The sequence below is a fragment of the Exiguobacterium sp. S3 genome, from assembly GCF_018617295.1.
GTDB lineage: Bacteria > Bacillota > Bacilli > Exiguobacteriales > Exiguobacteriaceae > Exiguobacterium > Exiguobacterium profundum.
Map to the genome: position 1 here is coordinate 119,855 of NZ_JACSJW010000003.1, position 13,283 is coordinate 133,137.

The 13,283-nt window shown below is 47.4% G+C and carries 13 protein-coding genes; 4 read left to right on the forward strand and 9 right to left on the reverse strand.

Annotation, left to right across the window (positions count from 1 at the left end; genetic code table 11):
* Positions 1 to 123 precede the first annotated feature (123 nt).
* Together KNO65_RS09340 and KNO65_RS09345 are read left to right on the forward strand one after the other, a co-directional pair.
* A complete protein-coding gene (locus KNO65_RS09340; RefSeq protein WP_214783626.1) occupies positions 124 to 1,905 on the forward strand; it encodes a sensor histidine kinase in 1,782 nt (593 codons plus the stop codon).
* Positions 1,886 to 2,665: a response regulator gene (locus KNO65_RS09345; RefSeq protein WP_214783629.1), complete on the forward strand. Its 780-nt coding sequence runs from the start codon at positions 1,886 to 1,888 to the stop codon at positions 2,663 to 2,665. Before KNO65_RS09340 ends, KNO65_RS09345 begins: the two co-directional genes overlap by 20 nt.
* A gap of 63 nt (positions 2,666 to 2,728) precedes the next feature.
* On the opposite strand, the gene KNO65_RS09350 is transcribed toward KNO65_RS09345, so the two are convergent.
* Complete coding sequence (locus tag KNO65_RS09350) at positions 2,729 to 3,490, reverse strand: SDR family oxidoreductase (protein ID WP_214783632.1); 762 nt, start codon at positions 3,488 to 3,490, stop codon at positions 2,729 to 2,731.
* Positions 3,491 to 3,678: 188 nt separating this feature from the next.
* Between KNO65_RS09350 and KNO65_RS09355 the strand changes: the two genes are divergently transcribed.
* Both KNO65_RS09355 and KNO65_RS09360 read left to right on the forward strand, forming a co-directional pair.
* The gene (locus KNO65_RS09355; RefSeq protein ID WP_214783635.1) at positions 3,679 to 4,185 is read left to right on the forward strand and encodes a hypothetical protein; all 507 of its coding nucleotides are present in this window, start codon (positions 3,679 to 3,681) and stop codon (positions 4,183 to 4,185) included.
* Positions 4,186 to 4,198: 13 nt separating this feature from the next.
* Complete coding sequence (locus KNO65_RS09360) at positions 4,199 to 4,570, forward strand: VOC family protein (RefSeq protein WP_214783638.1); 372 nt, start codon at positions 4,199 to 4,201, stop codon at positions 4,568 to 4,570.
* Positions 4,571 to 4,612: 42 nt separating this feature from the next.
* Here the strand turns inward: KNO65_RS09360 and mreB are convergent, their stop codons facing one another.
* The 8 genes from mreB to atpA all read right to left on the reverse strand — a co-directional run bounded on the left by mreB (position 4,613) and on the right by atpA (position 13,279).
* Positions 4,613 to 5,599: a rod shape-determining protein gene (gene mreB, locus KNO65_RS09365; protein WP_031422264.1), complete on the reverse strand. Its 987-nt coding sequence runs from the start codon at positions 5,597 to 5,599 to the stop codon at positions 4,613 to 4,615.
* An 81-nt stretch (positions 5,600 to 5,680) separates the two neighbouring features.
* Complete coding sequence (gene murA, locus KNO65_RS09370) at positions 5,681 to 6,982, reverse strand: UDP-N-acetylglucosamine 1-carboxyvinyltransferase (RefSeq protein WP_012727351.1); 1,302 nt, start codon at positions 6,980 to 6,982, stop codon at positions 5,681 to 5,683.
* A 242-nt stretch (positions 6,983 to 7,224) separates the two neighbouring features.
* Positions 7,225 to 7,443 carry a DUF1146 family protein gene (locus KNO65_RS09375; protein WP_214783641.1) on the reverse strand — a complete coding sequence of 73 codons (219 nt, stop codon included), beginning with the start codon at positions 7,441 to 7,443 and terminating at the stop codon, positions 7,225 to 7,227.
* Positions 7,444 to 7,643: 200 nt separating this feature from the next.
* Positions 7,644 to 8,834, reverse strand: coding sequence for an EAL and HDOD domain-containing protein (locus tag KNO65_RS09380; RefSeq protein WP_214783644.1), 1,191 nt, complete (start codon positions 8,832 to 8,834; stop codon positions 7,644 to 7,646).
* A 150-nt stretch (positions 8,835 to 8,984) separates the two neighbouring features.
* Entirely contained in the window at positions 8,985 to 9,395 is a 411-nt protein-coding gene (locus tag KNO65_RS09385; RefSeq protein WP_012727354.1) for a F0F1 ATP synthase subunit epsilon, read from the reverse strand.
* A 28-nt stretch (positions 9,396 to 9,423) separates the two neighbouring features.
* Positions 9,424 to 10,842, reverse strand: a complete 1,419-nt coding sequence (gene atpD / locus KNO65_RS09390; protein ID WP_012727355.1) for a F0F1 ATP synthase subunit beta — start codon at positions 10,840 to 10,842, stop codon at positions 9,424 to 9,426.
* A gap of 34 nt (positions 10,843 to 10,876) precedes the next feature.
* A complete protein-coding gene (gene atpG, locus KNO65_RS09395) occupies positions 10,877 to 11,734 on the reverse strand; it encodes an ATP synthase F1 subunit gamma (protein WP_012727356.1) in 858 nt (285 codons plus the stop codon).
* A gap of 36 nt (positions 11,735 to 11,770) precedes the next feature.
* Positions 11,771 to 13,279 carry a F0F1 ATP synthase subunit alpha gene (gene atpA / locus KNO65_RS09400; protein ID WP_012727357.1) on the reverse strand — a complete coding sequence of 503 codons (1,509 nt, stop codon included), beginning with the start codon at positions 13,277 to 13,279 and terminating at the stop codon, positions 11,771 to 11,773.
* Between the last annotated feature and the right edge of the window lie 4 nt (positions 13,280 to 13,283).

The window sequence follows — 13,283 nt, forward strand, 5'->3', positions numbered from 1 at the left end:
CAAACAAAAAAAGTTCGGGTACGATGATGAGACGGAGAGTCACTTCAAAAATTCATTCACCTATTAGGAAGAATAACGGAATGACCTCACAAGAAACTCACAAAGATTGAAGGGAATGTGTTCATGACGCGTAATCGAATGACGTTTATCCTCATCCTTGTGATGTTGGTTGGCGTCAGTCTCACTTTATTGATTCGACATCAGTCAATCAATCCGATCGTCACCGTTAACAAGGGCGAAGCTTCTCTTCTCTCTTCTACTGTCGACGAAGAGATTTTGCGACTAGACGGCTCATGGCGCTATGAGTCAGGGATTGTCACCCAAGTTGATCGCCGCTCCTATCGAACCATTCCGTTTACAACCCCTTATCGTGAATCCACCTATGAACTCGATCTCGCGTTGCCGAACGGTACGTATGCCTTGCTCATTCCAAAGTCCCTCTCCTCTTCTACGATTTTGATAGATGGGAAAATGGTTGAAACGATACAAATTGGAAACAATCGTCTCGTCGAGCAGCCGTCTCTGCTCTTGCTCGATGATGAAACAAAACAATTCCGACTGACGATTCAACATGAACGACAGGCAGGTAATTTTGCACCCATCGAAGAAAGTATATTGGTCGGACCGTTACATGCCATCATGACCACGCAAAACGCTTATGCCGGCTACGAATTTTTCATGTTGCTCATTTCACTTTTGATTGCCATGTTCTATGCCATCGTCTATCTCTTTCACCGAAATGAACGGTTGTATGGTTTCGGAACAGCTTTCTTTTTGTTGACGAGTTTTTCAATCATGTCCCGAGACGGCATGTGGATCTCGGGTAGTGATAAGTTGACGTTAAGTTTAGCCTTACTGAGCATCATCATGTTAATCGAGTTTTCGCGATGTTTGGAACGTGTGTCATTTGACCGGTTTTTGGCCATTTCGAGATATCCACTATATGGATTGACTGTACTAGCCATCTTCCTGCCCTCTTCCGTTTACGAAGTGTATGAATACTTTGTATGGATGATCGTTTTATTCATCACGTTCTTCTGGGTCGGATTGAATATTGGATGGCTCCTTGAAAAGTACAAGTCAGGCAATCCGCTCGAATTACTAACTTTCACACTCGCCCAACTCGTCGGGTATATCGGAATCATGACGTCGACGTTCATCGTCTCGCCTAATCAGCAATTATACACCAATACGTTTACCATCATCTATTTCCTATTGATGTTTTTGCTTCTACCGATTCACCTGTCTACCGACAAAGGGAAAAAACAACAAGTCGAAGCGTTGGCCTCTCAGCACGAGATGTCCTTCTTTAACGCTCAAATCAAACCTCACTTCCTTTACAATACGTTTGGAAATGTGATTGCACTCTGTTACACGTCCCCACCCGATGCGGCTCGTCTACTCAGTCACTTGAGCACTTACGTCCGCTTCATTTTTGAAAATGGTCGAACCGAAAACGAGATATCGATTCGCCAAGAAGTCGATATGATTGACTCGTATCTCGCCATTGAACAGACGCGATTCCGTGATTCGTTCTACGTTGAGAAAGAAATTGATGAATCTCTTCTCGACTGTTCGATTCCACCTTTATTAATTCAACCACTCGTTGAAAATGCCGTGCGACATGGTCTCTATCGACACCCAGGACAAAAGCGATTGACACTTTCTATCCAGGAACGAAACGGAATGATTGAGATTTATGTTCAAGATACAGGGAGTGGTTTTGATCCAAACGTATCAAACAAAACATCTGGGATTGGGATTTGCAATATTAAAAGTCGAATCGAACACCTTCATGGTGCAACGTTTGACTTAGCCTCCACTTTGAAAAAAGGCACCACCATTCACTTGCGTTTACCAAAACAGGAAAGGACGAATCATTTAGATGCGTACGATTTTAATTGAAGATGAACATCATATTTTAGGGATGATGGAGCGGATTGTAAAAGAGGAGCCGTCTCTTGAGTGGATTGGTTCATTCCAAAGTCCGGTTCAAGCTCTCACTTTTATTCAAGAGCACCCGGTAGACCTTGTCTTTTTAGATATCGAGATGCCTGAAATGACGGGGCTCGAATTGGCGACCTATTTGCCGGAACGGACACAAGTCGTCTTCACGACCGCCCATCAACAGTATGCCGTTGAAGCGTTCAATTTGCATGCCACGCATTACTTGTTGAAGCCCATCACAGAGCAGATGATTCATAACGTCATTCCGCGTATCATCCAGCGCTATGAGGCGATTCAACAAAAGAATCTCAATCAATCTTGTCGCATACAATTTCTAGATCGTTTTTCGGTACGAACACAAGATGGAGATCTTGTGAAGTGGCCAACACAAAAAACAGAGGAGTTATTTGCCTACTTAGTTTTCCATCGTAAGCAGGTCATTAATAAGTGGGTGCTTGCCGAAACCCTTTACCCGGACATCGATGAACCACAACGCGCCTTACACAACGTATACAACACGATTTATCGATTGAAAAAGACGTTAGCTGAACATAAACTCGATATAACTGTTAATACAATAAATAATGGCTATTCTATCGAACTTGGTGATTCCTGTGCCTGTGATTATTACGATTGGCTTGATGCACCAAATCCTTCAATTTCTAAAACAGACTTAAAAAATCGTTTATTTGTTGATAAAGACTATACATGGCATTGAAAAAAGACATCTCACACTTAAAGTGAGATGTCTTTTTTTATTGTATCCATCGAACGTTCTCTATTAGCGCCCAGTAAACCCTCCGTCAACGTGAAGATGTTGGCCATTCACCCATGCGCCGTCTGGGCCCATCAAGAAAGCGACGAAGCGAGCCGTATCTTCAGGCGTCCCCATTCGCTTGTAAGGAAATAATGGTAGCAAGTGTTTGCGAAGTTCGTCATTGATCCAACCCGTATCCGTCGGTCCCGGATCGAACGCATTCACCGAAATGCCGTATTCTCCTAATCCATTCGCCAACGCAGGTGTGATGGCAATCAATGCACCTTTCGTTGCGATGTAGGCCAGGTTATTCGCATCCGGTCCCCCCGATACGAAGAACAGGATTCGCCCATCTTGATGTCCCGCTTGTTTATAGCGCTCAATAAACGCAAAGGTGAGTCCGAGTGTCCCTTCGTTATTCACCAGGTAATGTTTTCTCAATACGTCGGTTGTAAAGTTCTCAACGTTGACATGTCGCTCATAGGTCGCGTTATGGATTAGCCTGCTCGGTATACCAAGTTTAGCTTCCATTCGATCAAGTAATCCGACCTCGTCTCCTGAAGCCAAATCGTATGCCTCATGCTCGACACGGGTCCCTTCTTCAGTCAGTTCTTGAACCAATCGTTCGATGAAGCCAATTTCTTCCCCGATTCCTTCTTTAGCGTCAAACGGACTCCAGTGCGTCAAGTACAAGTCATGTCCTTCAGAAGCAAGTTTTCGCGCAATCGCAGCACCGATGCCTTGATTGCGACTGACGCCAGTAATGAGTGTAAGTGGTTTGTTCATGATGTCCTCCGATTCTATTTGATTATTCTGTTCAGTTCATTAGTGAATCGGTGCCATCATGATTCCCCTCTCATTGATTAATGATTCTATTATATACAATTTTTCCCACGAATGACCTATATATTCGTATCCTCTTTAGATATGATGGACATATATGATTCATCACATCGGTATTGGGAGGCGCTTACTTGAAAAAGTTGATCATAACGACATTTTGTACATGGATATTGAGTGCTTTGCTCTATGCTGCCTTGACGGATGAATCATTTGTCACGCTTACCCAATCCGTCGACGTCAATCAGAACGTGTTGGAGCGCTACTTGACAACTCAAGTCATGTCTCCTCATTTCGGTGGGGATGTTTATGCCAGCTATCAAATCCTCGGGACGAGTACGACTCGACAGGAAGTGTATGTATGGGTGCTTCTACAAGAATATTATCCTAACCATCAACAACTTGAGCGAGGGACCGGAATATCTGCTCCAATCGTCTTACACATTGACCATTCCTCAGGAGTCTCTCGGATTGTCAATCATACGTTACCTCGAGATGGCTCATATTATCCTAGCGACTTACATACCCTATTCCCATTACATATTTCTATCGGCTTAATGTCTCACCCAACAGGACTTACCAACCGTCTACAACGTCAACTTGAATCAGAGTCACCCCTTCCTGTATCCAATACATATTGAAAGGATGAATCGCATGAGCCTCATTCAACAAATCAAACAAATCTACATCCCTGTCAAAGAGTTGGACCGTGCCGTTCAATTTTATCGAGAGACACTTGAGGTCCCGTTTCTCTTTCAAGCAGGAAAGTTAGCGTTCTTCGACTGTGGGGGCGTACGCCTCATGTTGTCTCCTCCTGAGAATGATGTATTTGTAAAATCAAGTCCAATCCTCTATTTGAGTGTCGCATCCATCGATGACGCTTATGTACAGTTGAAAAATGTAAGGGTGACTTTCATTGACGAACCACACTGTGTGGCAAAAATGGATACGACAGAAACATGGATGAGTTTCTTTAAAGACTCTGAAGACAACGTGTTGGCACTTCTCTCTGAAGTGTCGAGTTGAATATACAAAAACAAGCGACCGCTCGCGCGGTCGCTTATCTGTTTACTTTAATCGATCTAAGTTCTCGAGCATGATTCCCGTCCCGTGGGCAACACTGAGTGTCGGCTCCTCGGCCATCATGACCGGCAACATGACCCGTTCTGCGACAAGTTGATCAAGACCGTGAAGGAGTGACCCCCCACCTGTCATGATGATTCCGCGGTCGATGATATCCGCCGCAAGTTCTGGCGGTGTCTGTTCAAGGACACGTTTCGCCGCCTCAACGATTTCATTAGCTGATTCAGCCATCGCTTCACGAAGTTCTTCTGACGTGATAGTAACCGTACGTGGCAATCCACGTACCATGTCACGTCCGCGAATATCCATCGATTCGTTACGCCCTCCTGGGAAAACCGTCGCGATTTCTTTCTTGATTTGTTCAGCCGTACGTTCTCCGATGATCAGCTTGTGCTTCTCTTTGATGGCACGAAGGATGTCCGTATCGAAGCGATCCCCTGCAATCTTGATGGTCTCACCGCAGACGATGTCTCCCATTGATAAAATGGCGACGTCGGTCGTCCCACCACCGATGTCAATGATCATGTGACCAACCGGTTTCCAAATATCCATACCTGAACCGACTGCCGCAGCTTTTGGTTCGACTTCGAGGAAGACTTCTTTCGCGCCAGCTTTCTCAGCAGCTTCACGAATGGCTTTTGCTTCAACCGGCGTGACGTTCGCAGGTGTACAAATCAGCATGCGAATTCCCCCGAAGAAGCCTCGGACTTGAATTTTCTCGATGAAGTGACGGAGCATTTCTTCTGTTGTGGCGAAATCGGCGATGACTCCGTCACGGAGAGGACGGATCGCCACGATATCACCAGGTGTACGACCAACCATCTCATACGCTTCTGAACCGACTGCTAGTACTTTTCCTGTAGAGCGCTTTATCGCAACGACTGAAGGCTCGTCTAAGACGATTCCTTTCCCTTTGACGTGAATGACAACGTTTGCTGTCCCTAAATCAATCCCGATATCTTTTGAAAACATGATGTATAGGTTCCTCCGTTCGTTTCTTCATTGAAAAGAGCGAGAAGAGTCTCTCCTCGCCCTCTAATTCGTGCTCGTTTCTTAGTTCTGAACCATTTCTTCAGCAACTTCGACAGTTCCTTCAATACGCTCGATGTCAGCACCGAGTGCTTGAAGTTTCTTGTGGAAATCAACGTATCCACGGTCGATATGATATAAATCTCCAACGCGTGTTTCTTCTTCCGCGATGAGACCTGCTAGAATAAGTGCTGCTCCGGCACGAAGGTCCGTTGCGACAACTTCCGCTCCTTGAAGGCGTACGCCACCTTTGACGATTGCCGAACGTCCTTCAATCTTAATGTCTGCGTTCATACGGCGGAACTCTTCGACGTGCATGAAGCGATTCTCAAACACTGTTTCCGTGATGACAGATGTGCCGCCCGCTTTCAAGACGAGTGCCATCATTTGTGACTGCATGTCTGTCGGGAATCCTGGGTGTGGCATCGTCTTCACATCAACCGGCTTCAATTCGTCTGGTGCCGTGACACGCATACCTTCTGCCGTATCCTCGAAGTGGACACCCATTTCTTCCATTTTTGAAATCAATGGACGAAGGTGCTCACGTTCTGCACCGATGACTTCGATGTCACTACCTGTGATCGCACCTGCGACGAGGAACGTACCTGCTTCGATGCGGTCAGGAATGATCGAGTGTTCTGCACCGCGAAGTGTTTCGACACCTTCGATGCGGATCGTTTCTGTACCTGCCCCGCGGACGTGTGCGCCCATTCCGTTTAAGAAGTTCGCAAGGTCGACGATCTCAGGTTCTTTTGCAACGTTCTCGATGATAGTCGTACCCTCTGCAAGCACAGCTGCCATCATGATGTTCTCTGTCGCACCAACAGATGGGAAGTCCAAGTAGATTTTAGCGCCTTGGAGACGGCCTTCTACAGAAGCTTCCACGAATCCGTTTCCGATGACCGTTTTCGCACCCATCGCTTCGAATCCTTTTAAGTGGAGGTCAATCGGACGTGAGCCGATTGAGCATCCGCCTGGCATCGCTACACGAGCGTGACCGAGACGGGCAAGAAGAGGTCCCATGACGAGGATTGAAGCACGCATCTTCCGCACGTATTCAAGCGGTGCTTCATCTTTGATGTCGCCCGACGCATCGACAGTTACTTCATTCTTTTCTTCATTGAACGATACCTCTGCACCGAGGTGACGAAGTACTTTGTTAATCGTGTACACGTCAGCAAGACGTGGTACGTTTTGTAAGATTGACTTTCCTTCGCTAGCTAATAGAGTGGCAACCAATGTTTTGAGTACGGCGTTTTTTGCTCCCTCAACGCGCACAGTACCTGACAGTTTACGTCCTCCACGGACTACGATCAAATCCTTCATATCTCTCTTTGTCCTCCAACTTCATTGTTTTTTTATATAGTGCGTCGATATCCGATTCCGGATGTGATGATGTCGATTATTTGAATGGTTTGTAAAACGTGATGGGTTTTCATTCACAATCAAGCTGAATAATAAATAAGTGCAAACTGAATGAAAAAACATCATGTCAGACGAATTTATCCTACATGATAATCATATAGGAGTCGTTACAGCAGGATTACAGTTTGTTAAATATTCTGCGACTAATGTATAGGTGCGAGCGCCTGCGCCAGTCGAATATACTCCAAAAAGAACTGGGCAATCAGCGAACCGAAGACAACCGCTACGAGCACGCGCAAGACAGCAGCTTGCGGACTCCTCACTTGATTGAGTACCTTGTCCCATTTGACGGGTAAGAGTGCCCACCAAGCAACGTAGATCGCTATGATATAAATCGCTAGCGAAAATACGGTATTGACCATCGACGATTCCCCTCTTTTCTAAAATTCGTACCATTTTCAATCATATCATGACATGTTAGAGAAAAAAAGACTTAGGGTCTTAAGCTTCGAGCGGTTTGAACCATTCGATCAACTCACTTTCTCTACAAGCACACCAAAAGGGACGTCATTAGCAGTAAGGCCTTACTACAGTAATTGACGCCCCTCACATATTTCAAACATTATTCAATCGATTCGTCAAGGCTACGAGACCATCGAATCGCTTCGACGTAATATTGAGACCAATCCGAATCTGTGTTATGGAGTGGAATCGTCAACTGTTCGTAGGCGATCACATCCTCTAACAACTTTCGCAAACCATTCTGTTCACCGAGTAACGCTGCCTTTACAGGAGGCGCCACTGGAAGCTCTGCAATCAACGTTTGCATCGCCTCATCGAGAATGACGTCGAGTGATGAGAAGATTCCTGTTATGAATGCATCAAACGGTAATACATCTGTCAATATATCATCAGCAATCAACTCCATCATTTTTCCGCGGATGACACTCTGTTTGATCAGTTCTTTCGATTCAGACGTCTGCATCTCCCGTAAGAGCATCAAATACGACCATCGTTTCAACTCATCTAGTCCGATTCGTGCAACGGCTTGCTCGATTGATTCAATCGTTCGACGACCTTTTTGATACACCGTATTGACCGTACGGAGCATCTTATAGGATAAGTCGACACTTCGCTCAATTTGCGATGAGATCCGTCGGAAGCTCGGTTCCGGACGATCGAGCTCTTTCAACATTTCAATGAGCGTGTGAGGTAACGGATGGACTTCGGCCCCATGCACCACGATGGGCCGACTAAAGAAGTATCCTTGAAACATCTTATATCCGAGTCGTTTCGCAATCTCGTACTCTGCCGGTGTTTCGATTTTTTCCGCCAAAAATTCGACTCGGTGTCCGAGCGCATCAATCAATTTTTGCTGCTGGTCCACCGGGGTCGCTTGATAGTCGATTTTGATGATGTCGGCGAGTCCAATCAATGGGCGATACTTCTCTTCAAATACGAAATCATCCAATGCAATCGTATAACCTTGACGTCTCAACGAGCGGAGAGACTGTAATACCTTTTCCGTCGGTTCGACATGTTCGAGCACTTCGACGACGAGCGATTGACGTGGTAGCAACGAAGGCACTTCCCCTTCAATCAACGTCTGAGGGAAGTTGATGAACGCACGCGTCCCTTCTGTCAATTCCCGAAAATTGAACACAAGGTACGCGTTATGGATGACGTCAGCCGTTGCTAACGAATCATCTACATTCTCAAAAATATTATTTTCGCTGCGGCGATATAACAATTCGTAGCCGCAAACGCGTAATTGTTGGTCAAAAATTGGTTGTCGCGCAACGTAAACTTTCATTCCCTAATCTCCTTTACGATAGTTCCCACCTTTATTATCGGTCTTCTCCCATATATTTTTTACTAGTCCCATCATTTAGAAGCACGACAAAAGACCTATCTTTTCCGAAACCAACAAAAAAACTCCCACACTTTCGTGTGAGAGTCATTCTTATTCTTTCATATCGCGAATGCTTAAGCGGTTGATCGCTTTTTTGAGCGCAAGTTCCGCACGACGGAATTCGAGTTCCGAGAGCTTCGTGTCTTGAAGACGACGCTCGGCACGAACCTTCGCCGCAGAAGCGCGGTCATAGTCGATCTTATCCGCCATTTCGGCTGTTTCAGCTAAGATCGTCACCGTGTCGGGACGAACTTCCATGAAACCGCCGCTGATTGCGATCAGCGTGCGTCCACCATCTTCGTGGCGCAGCTTGAGGACTGAGACGTCGAGTGGCGTCACCATCGGGATGTGCTTCGGTAAAATACCAAGCTCACCAGTGACCGATTTGGCGATGACCATTCGTGCGTCTCCTTCAAAGGCTGCACCATCCGGGGTGACGACGTTGACGTGAACAGTATTCATCGTCTAGTTTCCCCCTTCCGCGTAGGTCTTAGACCAACGTCTTCGCTTTTTCGATGACGTCTTCGATTGGACCGACGAGACGGAATGCATCTTCAGGAAGATCGTCGTGTTTACCTTCGAGGATCTCTTTGAAGCCGCGTACTGTCTCTTTGACTGGCACGTACGAACCTTTTTGGCCCGTGAACTGCTCAGCCACGTGGAAGTTTTGTGATAAGAAGAACTGAATACGACGTGCACGGTGAACCGTGAGTTTGTCGTCTTCAGACAACTCGTCCATCCCGAGGATAGCGATGATGTCTTGAAGTTCTTTGTAACGCTGAAGCGTCTGTTGAACGTTACGTGCAACCTCATAGTGCTCTTTCCCTACGATTTCAGGAGAGAGGGCACGTGAAGTCGATGCGAGCGGGTCAACGGCTGGGTAAATCCCCATCTCCGAAAGACGACGCTCAAGGTTTGTTGTTGCATCAAGGTGGGCGAACGTTGTTGCCGGAGCCGGGTCCGTGTAGTCATCGGCTGGTACATAAACCGCTTGAATCGAAGTTACCGATCCTTTTGCAGTCGATGTGATTCGCTCTTGAAGCATACCCATTTCAGTCGCAAGTGTCGGCTGGTAACCTACCGCCGATGGCATACGTCCGAGAAGGGCTGAAACCTCAGAACCTGCTTGTGTGAAACGGAAGATGTTATCAACGAAGAGAAGAACGTCTTGTCCTTGCTCGTCACGGAAGTACTCTGCCATTGTCAAACCAGTCAAGGCAACACGGAGACGTGCACCAGGTGGTTCGTTCATCTGACCGAAGACCATCGCTGTTTGCTTGATAACGCCTGAGTCCGTCATCTCGTGGAACAAGTCATTCCCTTCACGCGTACGCTCACCGACTCCTGCGAATACAGAAATCCCGCTGTGCTCTTGCGCGATGTTGTTGATGAGTTCCTGGATGAGGACGGTTTTCCCTACACCTGCACCACCGAAGAGGCCGATTTTACCACCTTTGATGTATGGTGCGAGAAGGTCGACGACTTTAATCCCTGTTTCAAGGATTTCAACTTTCGTTGACAATTCGTCAAATGTTGGCGCTTGACGGTGAATCGGTGCACGAAGCACGTCAGCTGCCACTTCTTTATCATCGATCGGGTTACCGAGAACGTTGAAGACACGTCCAAGTGTCGCTTCTCCAACTGGTACCGAAATCGGTGATCCTAAGTCAAGTACTTCCATACCGCGGCGAACGCCGTCAGTTGAGTCCATCGCAATCGTACGGACCGTGTCGTCACCAAGGTGAACAGCTACTTCGAGCGTCAAGTCGACACTAACATCGTCCGCTGTCGCTGCCACGTGTGTGACTTTGAGAGCGTTGTAGATGTTCGGTAAGTGGTTGTCGAACTTTACGTCGATAACTGGGCCCATGACTGCGACTACGCGGCCTTTCATGCCGTATTCGTTCATCGTGTTAGCCTCCTACAATCTAGAGGGCGTGCGCTTATTCAAGCGCCGACGCACCTCCGACAATCTCTGTGATTTCTTGTGTGATCGCTGCTTGACGCGCGCGGTTGAATTTGAGTTTGAGTCCGCGAATGAGTTCATCCGCATTGTCTGTCGCACTCGACATCGCCGTCATCCGGGCTGCGTGCTCTGACACTTTCGCATCGAGCAATGCGCCGTAGATGAGTCCTTCCGCATAACGTGGGAGGAGCGCCGCTAAGATCGTTTCTTCTTCTGGTTCGTATTCATACATCACATTGGATGCGGACTGTTCGATATCCCCGAGCGGGAGCAATTGTTGAATCTTCACTTCTTGGCTGATGACCGAGATGAACGAGTTGTAGCAAAGCTTCAATTCATCAATCTCGCCCTCGCTGAAGGCACCTACCGTCTGTTTGACGATTTCTGCGACTTCAACAAAAGTTGGTTGGTCGTTTAGCCCTGTCATCGCGCTATACACCGGAATGTTGCGTGACTTGAAGAACTGGACACCGACTTTCCCGATTACGTAAAGACGATACTCATCTGTTGATGTGTGCTTGTCTTTGAGTTCACGGTACACGTCACGCAAGACGCTGGCGTTGTATCCACCTGCGAGTCCGCGGTCTGACGTGATGACGATATAACCAGTCCGTTTGACGGGACGTACTTGAAGCATCGGGTGTGTCGCGCCTGATGTACCACCGGCGATCGACGAGATGACTTCTTGCAACTTGTCCATGTACGGCTTGAAGTTGGCGTTGTTCCCTTGGGCCCGGTTCAACTTTGATGCCGACACCATGTTCATCGCTTTCGTGATTTGCTTCGTGCTTTGGGTCGAGGTGATCCGCATCTGGATCTCACGTAATGATGCCATTTCGATTCACCACCTTAATAGACGCTCGTCACCGGATTAAACCGATGGCGAGAACGTCTTTTTGAATTCCGTAATTGCGTCGACCATTGCCTCGTCTGAAGGAAGGTTTCCTGTCTGACGGATTTCACGGCAGAGGTCTTTACGGTTTTGGTCGAGCCATGCGTTCATTTCTGTTTCGAAACGACGGATGTCTGTGACTGGGATGTCATCGAGATGACCTTTCGTGAGTGCGTAGATGATGATAACTTGCTTGTCTACAGAAAGCGGTGCGTTCAAGTCTTGTTTCAAGACTTCAACCGTACGCTGACCACGGTTCAACTTCGATTGTGTCGCTTTGTCGAGATCTGATCCGAACTGAGCGAACGCTTCGAGCTCACGGTAAGACGCGAGGTCAAGACGAAGTGTACCAGCAACTTTCTTCATCGCTTTCACCTGTGCCGAACCACCAACACGCGATACCGAGAGACCGGCGTTGATCGCTGGGCGTACCCCAGAGAAGAAGAGGTCCGACTGAAGGAAGATCTGACCGTCTGTGATCGAGATAACGTTTGTCGGGATATATGCTGAGATATCCGATGCTTGTGTCTCGATGAACGGAAGTGCTGTCAATGAACCACCGCCGAGTTCGTCGTTCAACTTCGCTGCACGCTCAAGAAGGCGTGAGTGGAGGTAGAAGACATCCCCTGGGTAGGCTTCGCGGCCTGGAGGACGACGGAGAAGGAGCGAGAGCTCACGGTAAGCTGCCGCTTGTTTCGAAAGGTCATCATAAACGACGAGGACGTGTTGTCCGCGATCCATGAAGTACTCACCCATCGATACCCCTGCGAATGGTGCGAGGTAAAGAAGTGGTGCCGGCTGTGATGCCGATGCCGAAACGACGATTGTATAGTCGAGCGCTCCGTTTTGACGAAGCGTCTCTACTACGCCACGTACAGTCGATTCTTTCTGACCGATAGCAACGTAGATACAAATCATGTTCTCTTCTTTTTGGTTGATAATCGTATCGATGGCAACAGATGTTTTACCTGTCTGACGGTCACCGATGATGAGCTCACGCTGACCACGACCGATTGGAACGAGGGCGTCAATCGCCTTAATTCCTGTTTGAAGTGGTTCGTGAACCGATTTACGTGCCATAACGCCGTAAGCTTTACGCTCAATCGGGTTATACGTGTCAGTTACGATTGGTCCAAGACCATCGATTGGTTGTCCGAGTGGGTTGACGACACGTCCGAGGAGTGCCTCACCAACTGGAACTTCCATGATGCGACCTGTACGTTTGACAGAGTCGCCTTCTTTGATCCCTTTGTAATCGCCAAGGATGATAATCCCGACGTTACCTTCTTCTAAGTTTTGCGCCAAGCCCATTACGCCGTTAGAGAACTCTACGAGTTCCCCCGCCATAACGTTATCGAGTCCGTGTGCACGAGCGATACCGTCACCTACTTGAATGACTGTACCTGTCTCGCTGACTTCGATTTCAGAACCGTACGAAGCGATTCGTTCTTTTAGCAGGGCGCTAATTTCTTCAGCTTTGATTGTCATTGAA

Coding starts and splice junctions, on each gene's coding strand:
- KNO65_RS09340 (WP_214783626.1), top strand. CDS start 124: ATGACGCGTAATCGAATGACGTTTATCCTCATCCTTGTGATGTTGGTT.
- KNO65_RS09345 (WP_214783629.1), top strand. CDS start 1,886: ATGCGTACGATTTTAATTGAAGATGAACATCATATTTTAGGGATGATG.
- KNO65_RS09350 (WP_214783632.1), bottom strand. CDS start 3,490: ATGAACAAACCACTTACACTCATTACTGGCGTCAGTCGCAATCAAGGC.
- KNO65_RS09360 (WP_214783638.1), top strand. CDS start 4,199: ATGAGCCTCATTCAACAAATCAAACAAATCTACATCCCTGTCAAAGAG.
- mreB (WP_031422264.1), bottom strand. CDS start 5,599: ATGTTTTCAAAAGATATCGGGATTGATTTAGGGACAGCAAACGTTGTC.
- murA (WP_012727351.1), bottom strand. CDS start 6,982: ATGAAGGATTTGATCGTAGTCCGTGGAGGACGTAAACTGTCAGGTACT.
- KNO65_RS09375 (WP_214783641.1), bottom strand. CDS start 7,443: ATGGTCAATACCGTATTTTCGCTAGCGATTTATATCATAGCGATCTAC.
- KNO65_RS09380 (WP_214783644.1), bottom strand. CDS start 8,834: ATGAAAGTTTACGTTGCGCGACAACCAATTTTTGACCAACAATTACGC.
- KNO65_RS09385 (WP_012727354.1), bottom strand. CDS start 9,395: ATGAATACTGTTCACGTCAACGTCGTCACCCCGGATGGTGCAGCCTTT.
- atpD (WP_012727355.1), bottom strand. CDS start 10,842: ATGAACGAATACGGCATGAAAGGCCGCGTAGTCGCAGTCATGGGCCCA.
- atpG (WP_012727356.1), bottom strand. CDS start 11,734: ATGGCATCATTACGTGAGATCCAGATGCGGATCACCTCGACCCAAAGC.
- atpA (WP_012727357.1), bottom strand. CDS start 13,279: ATGACAATCAAAGCTGAAGAAATTAGCGCCCTGCTAAAAGAACGAATC.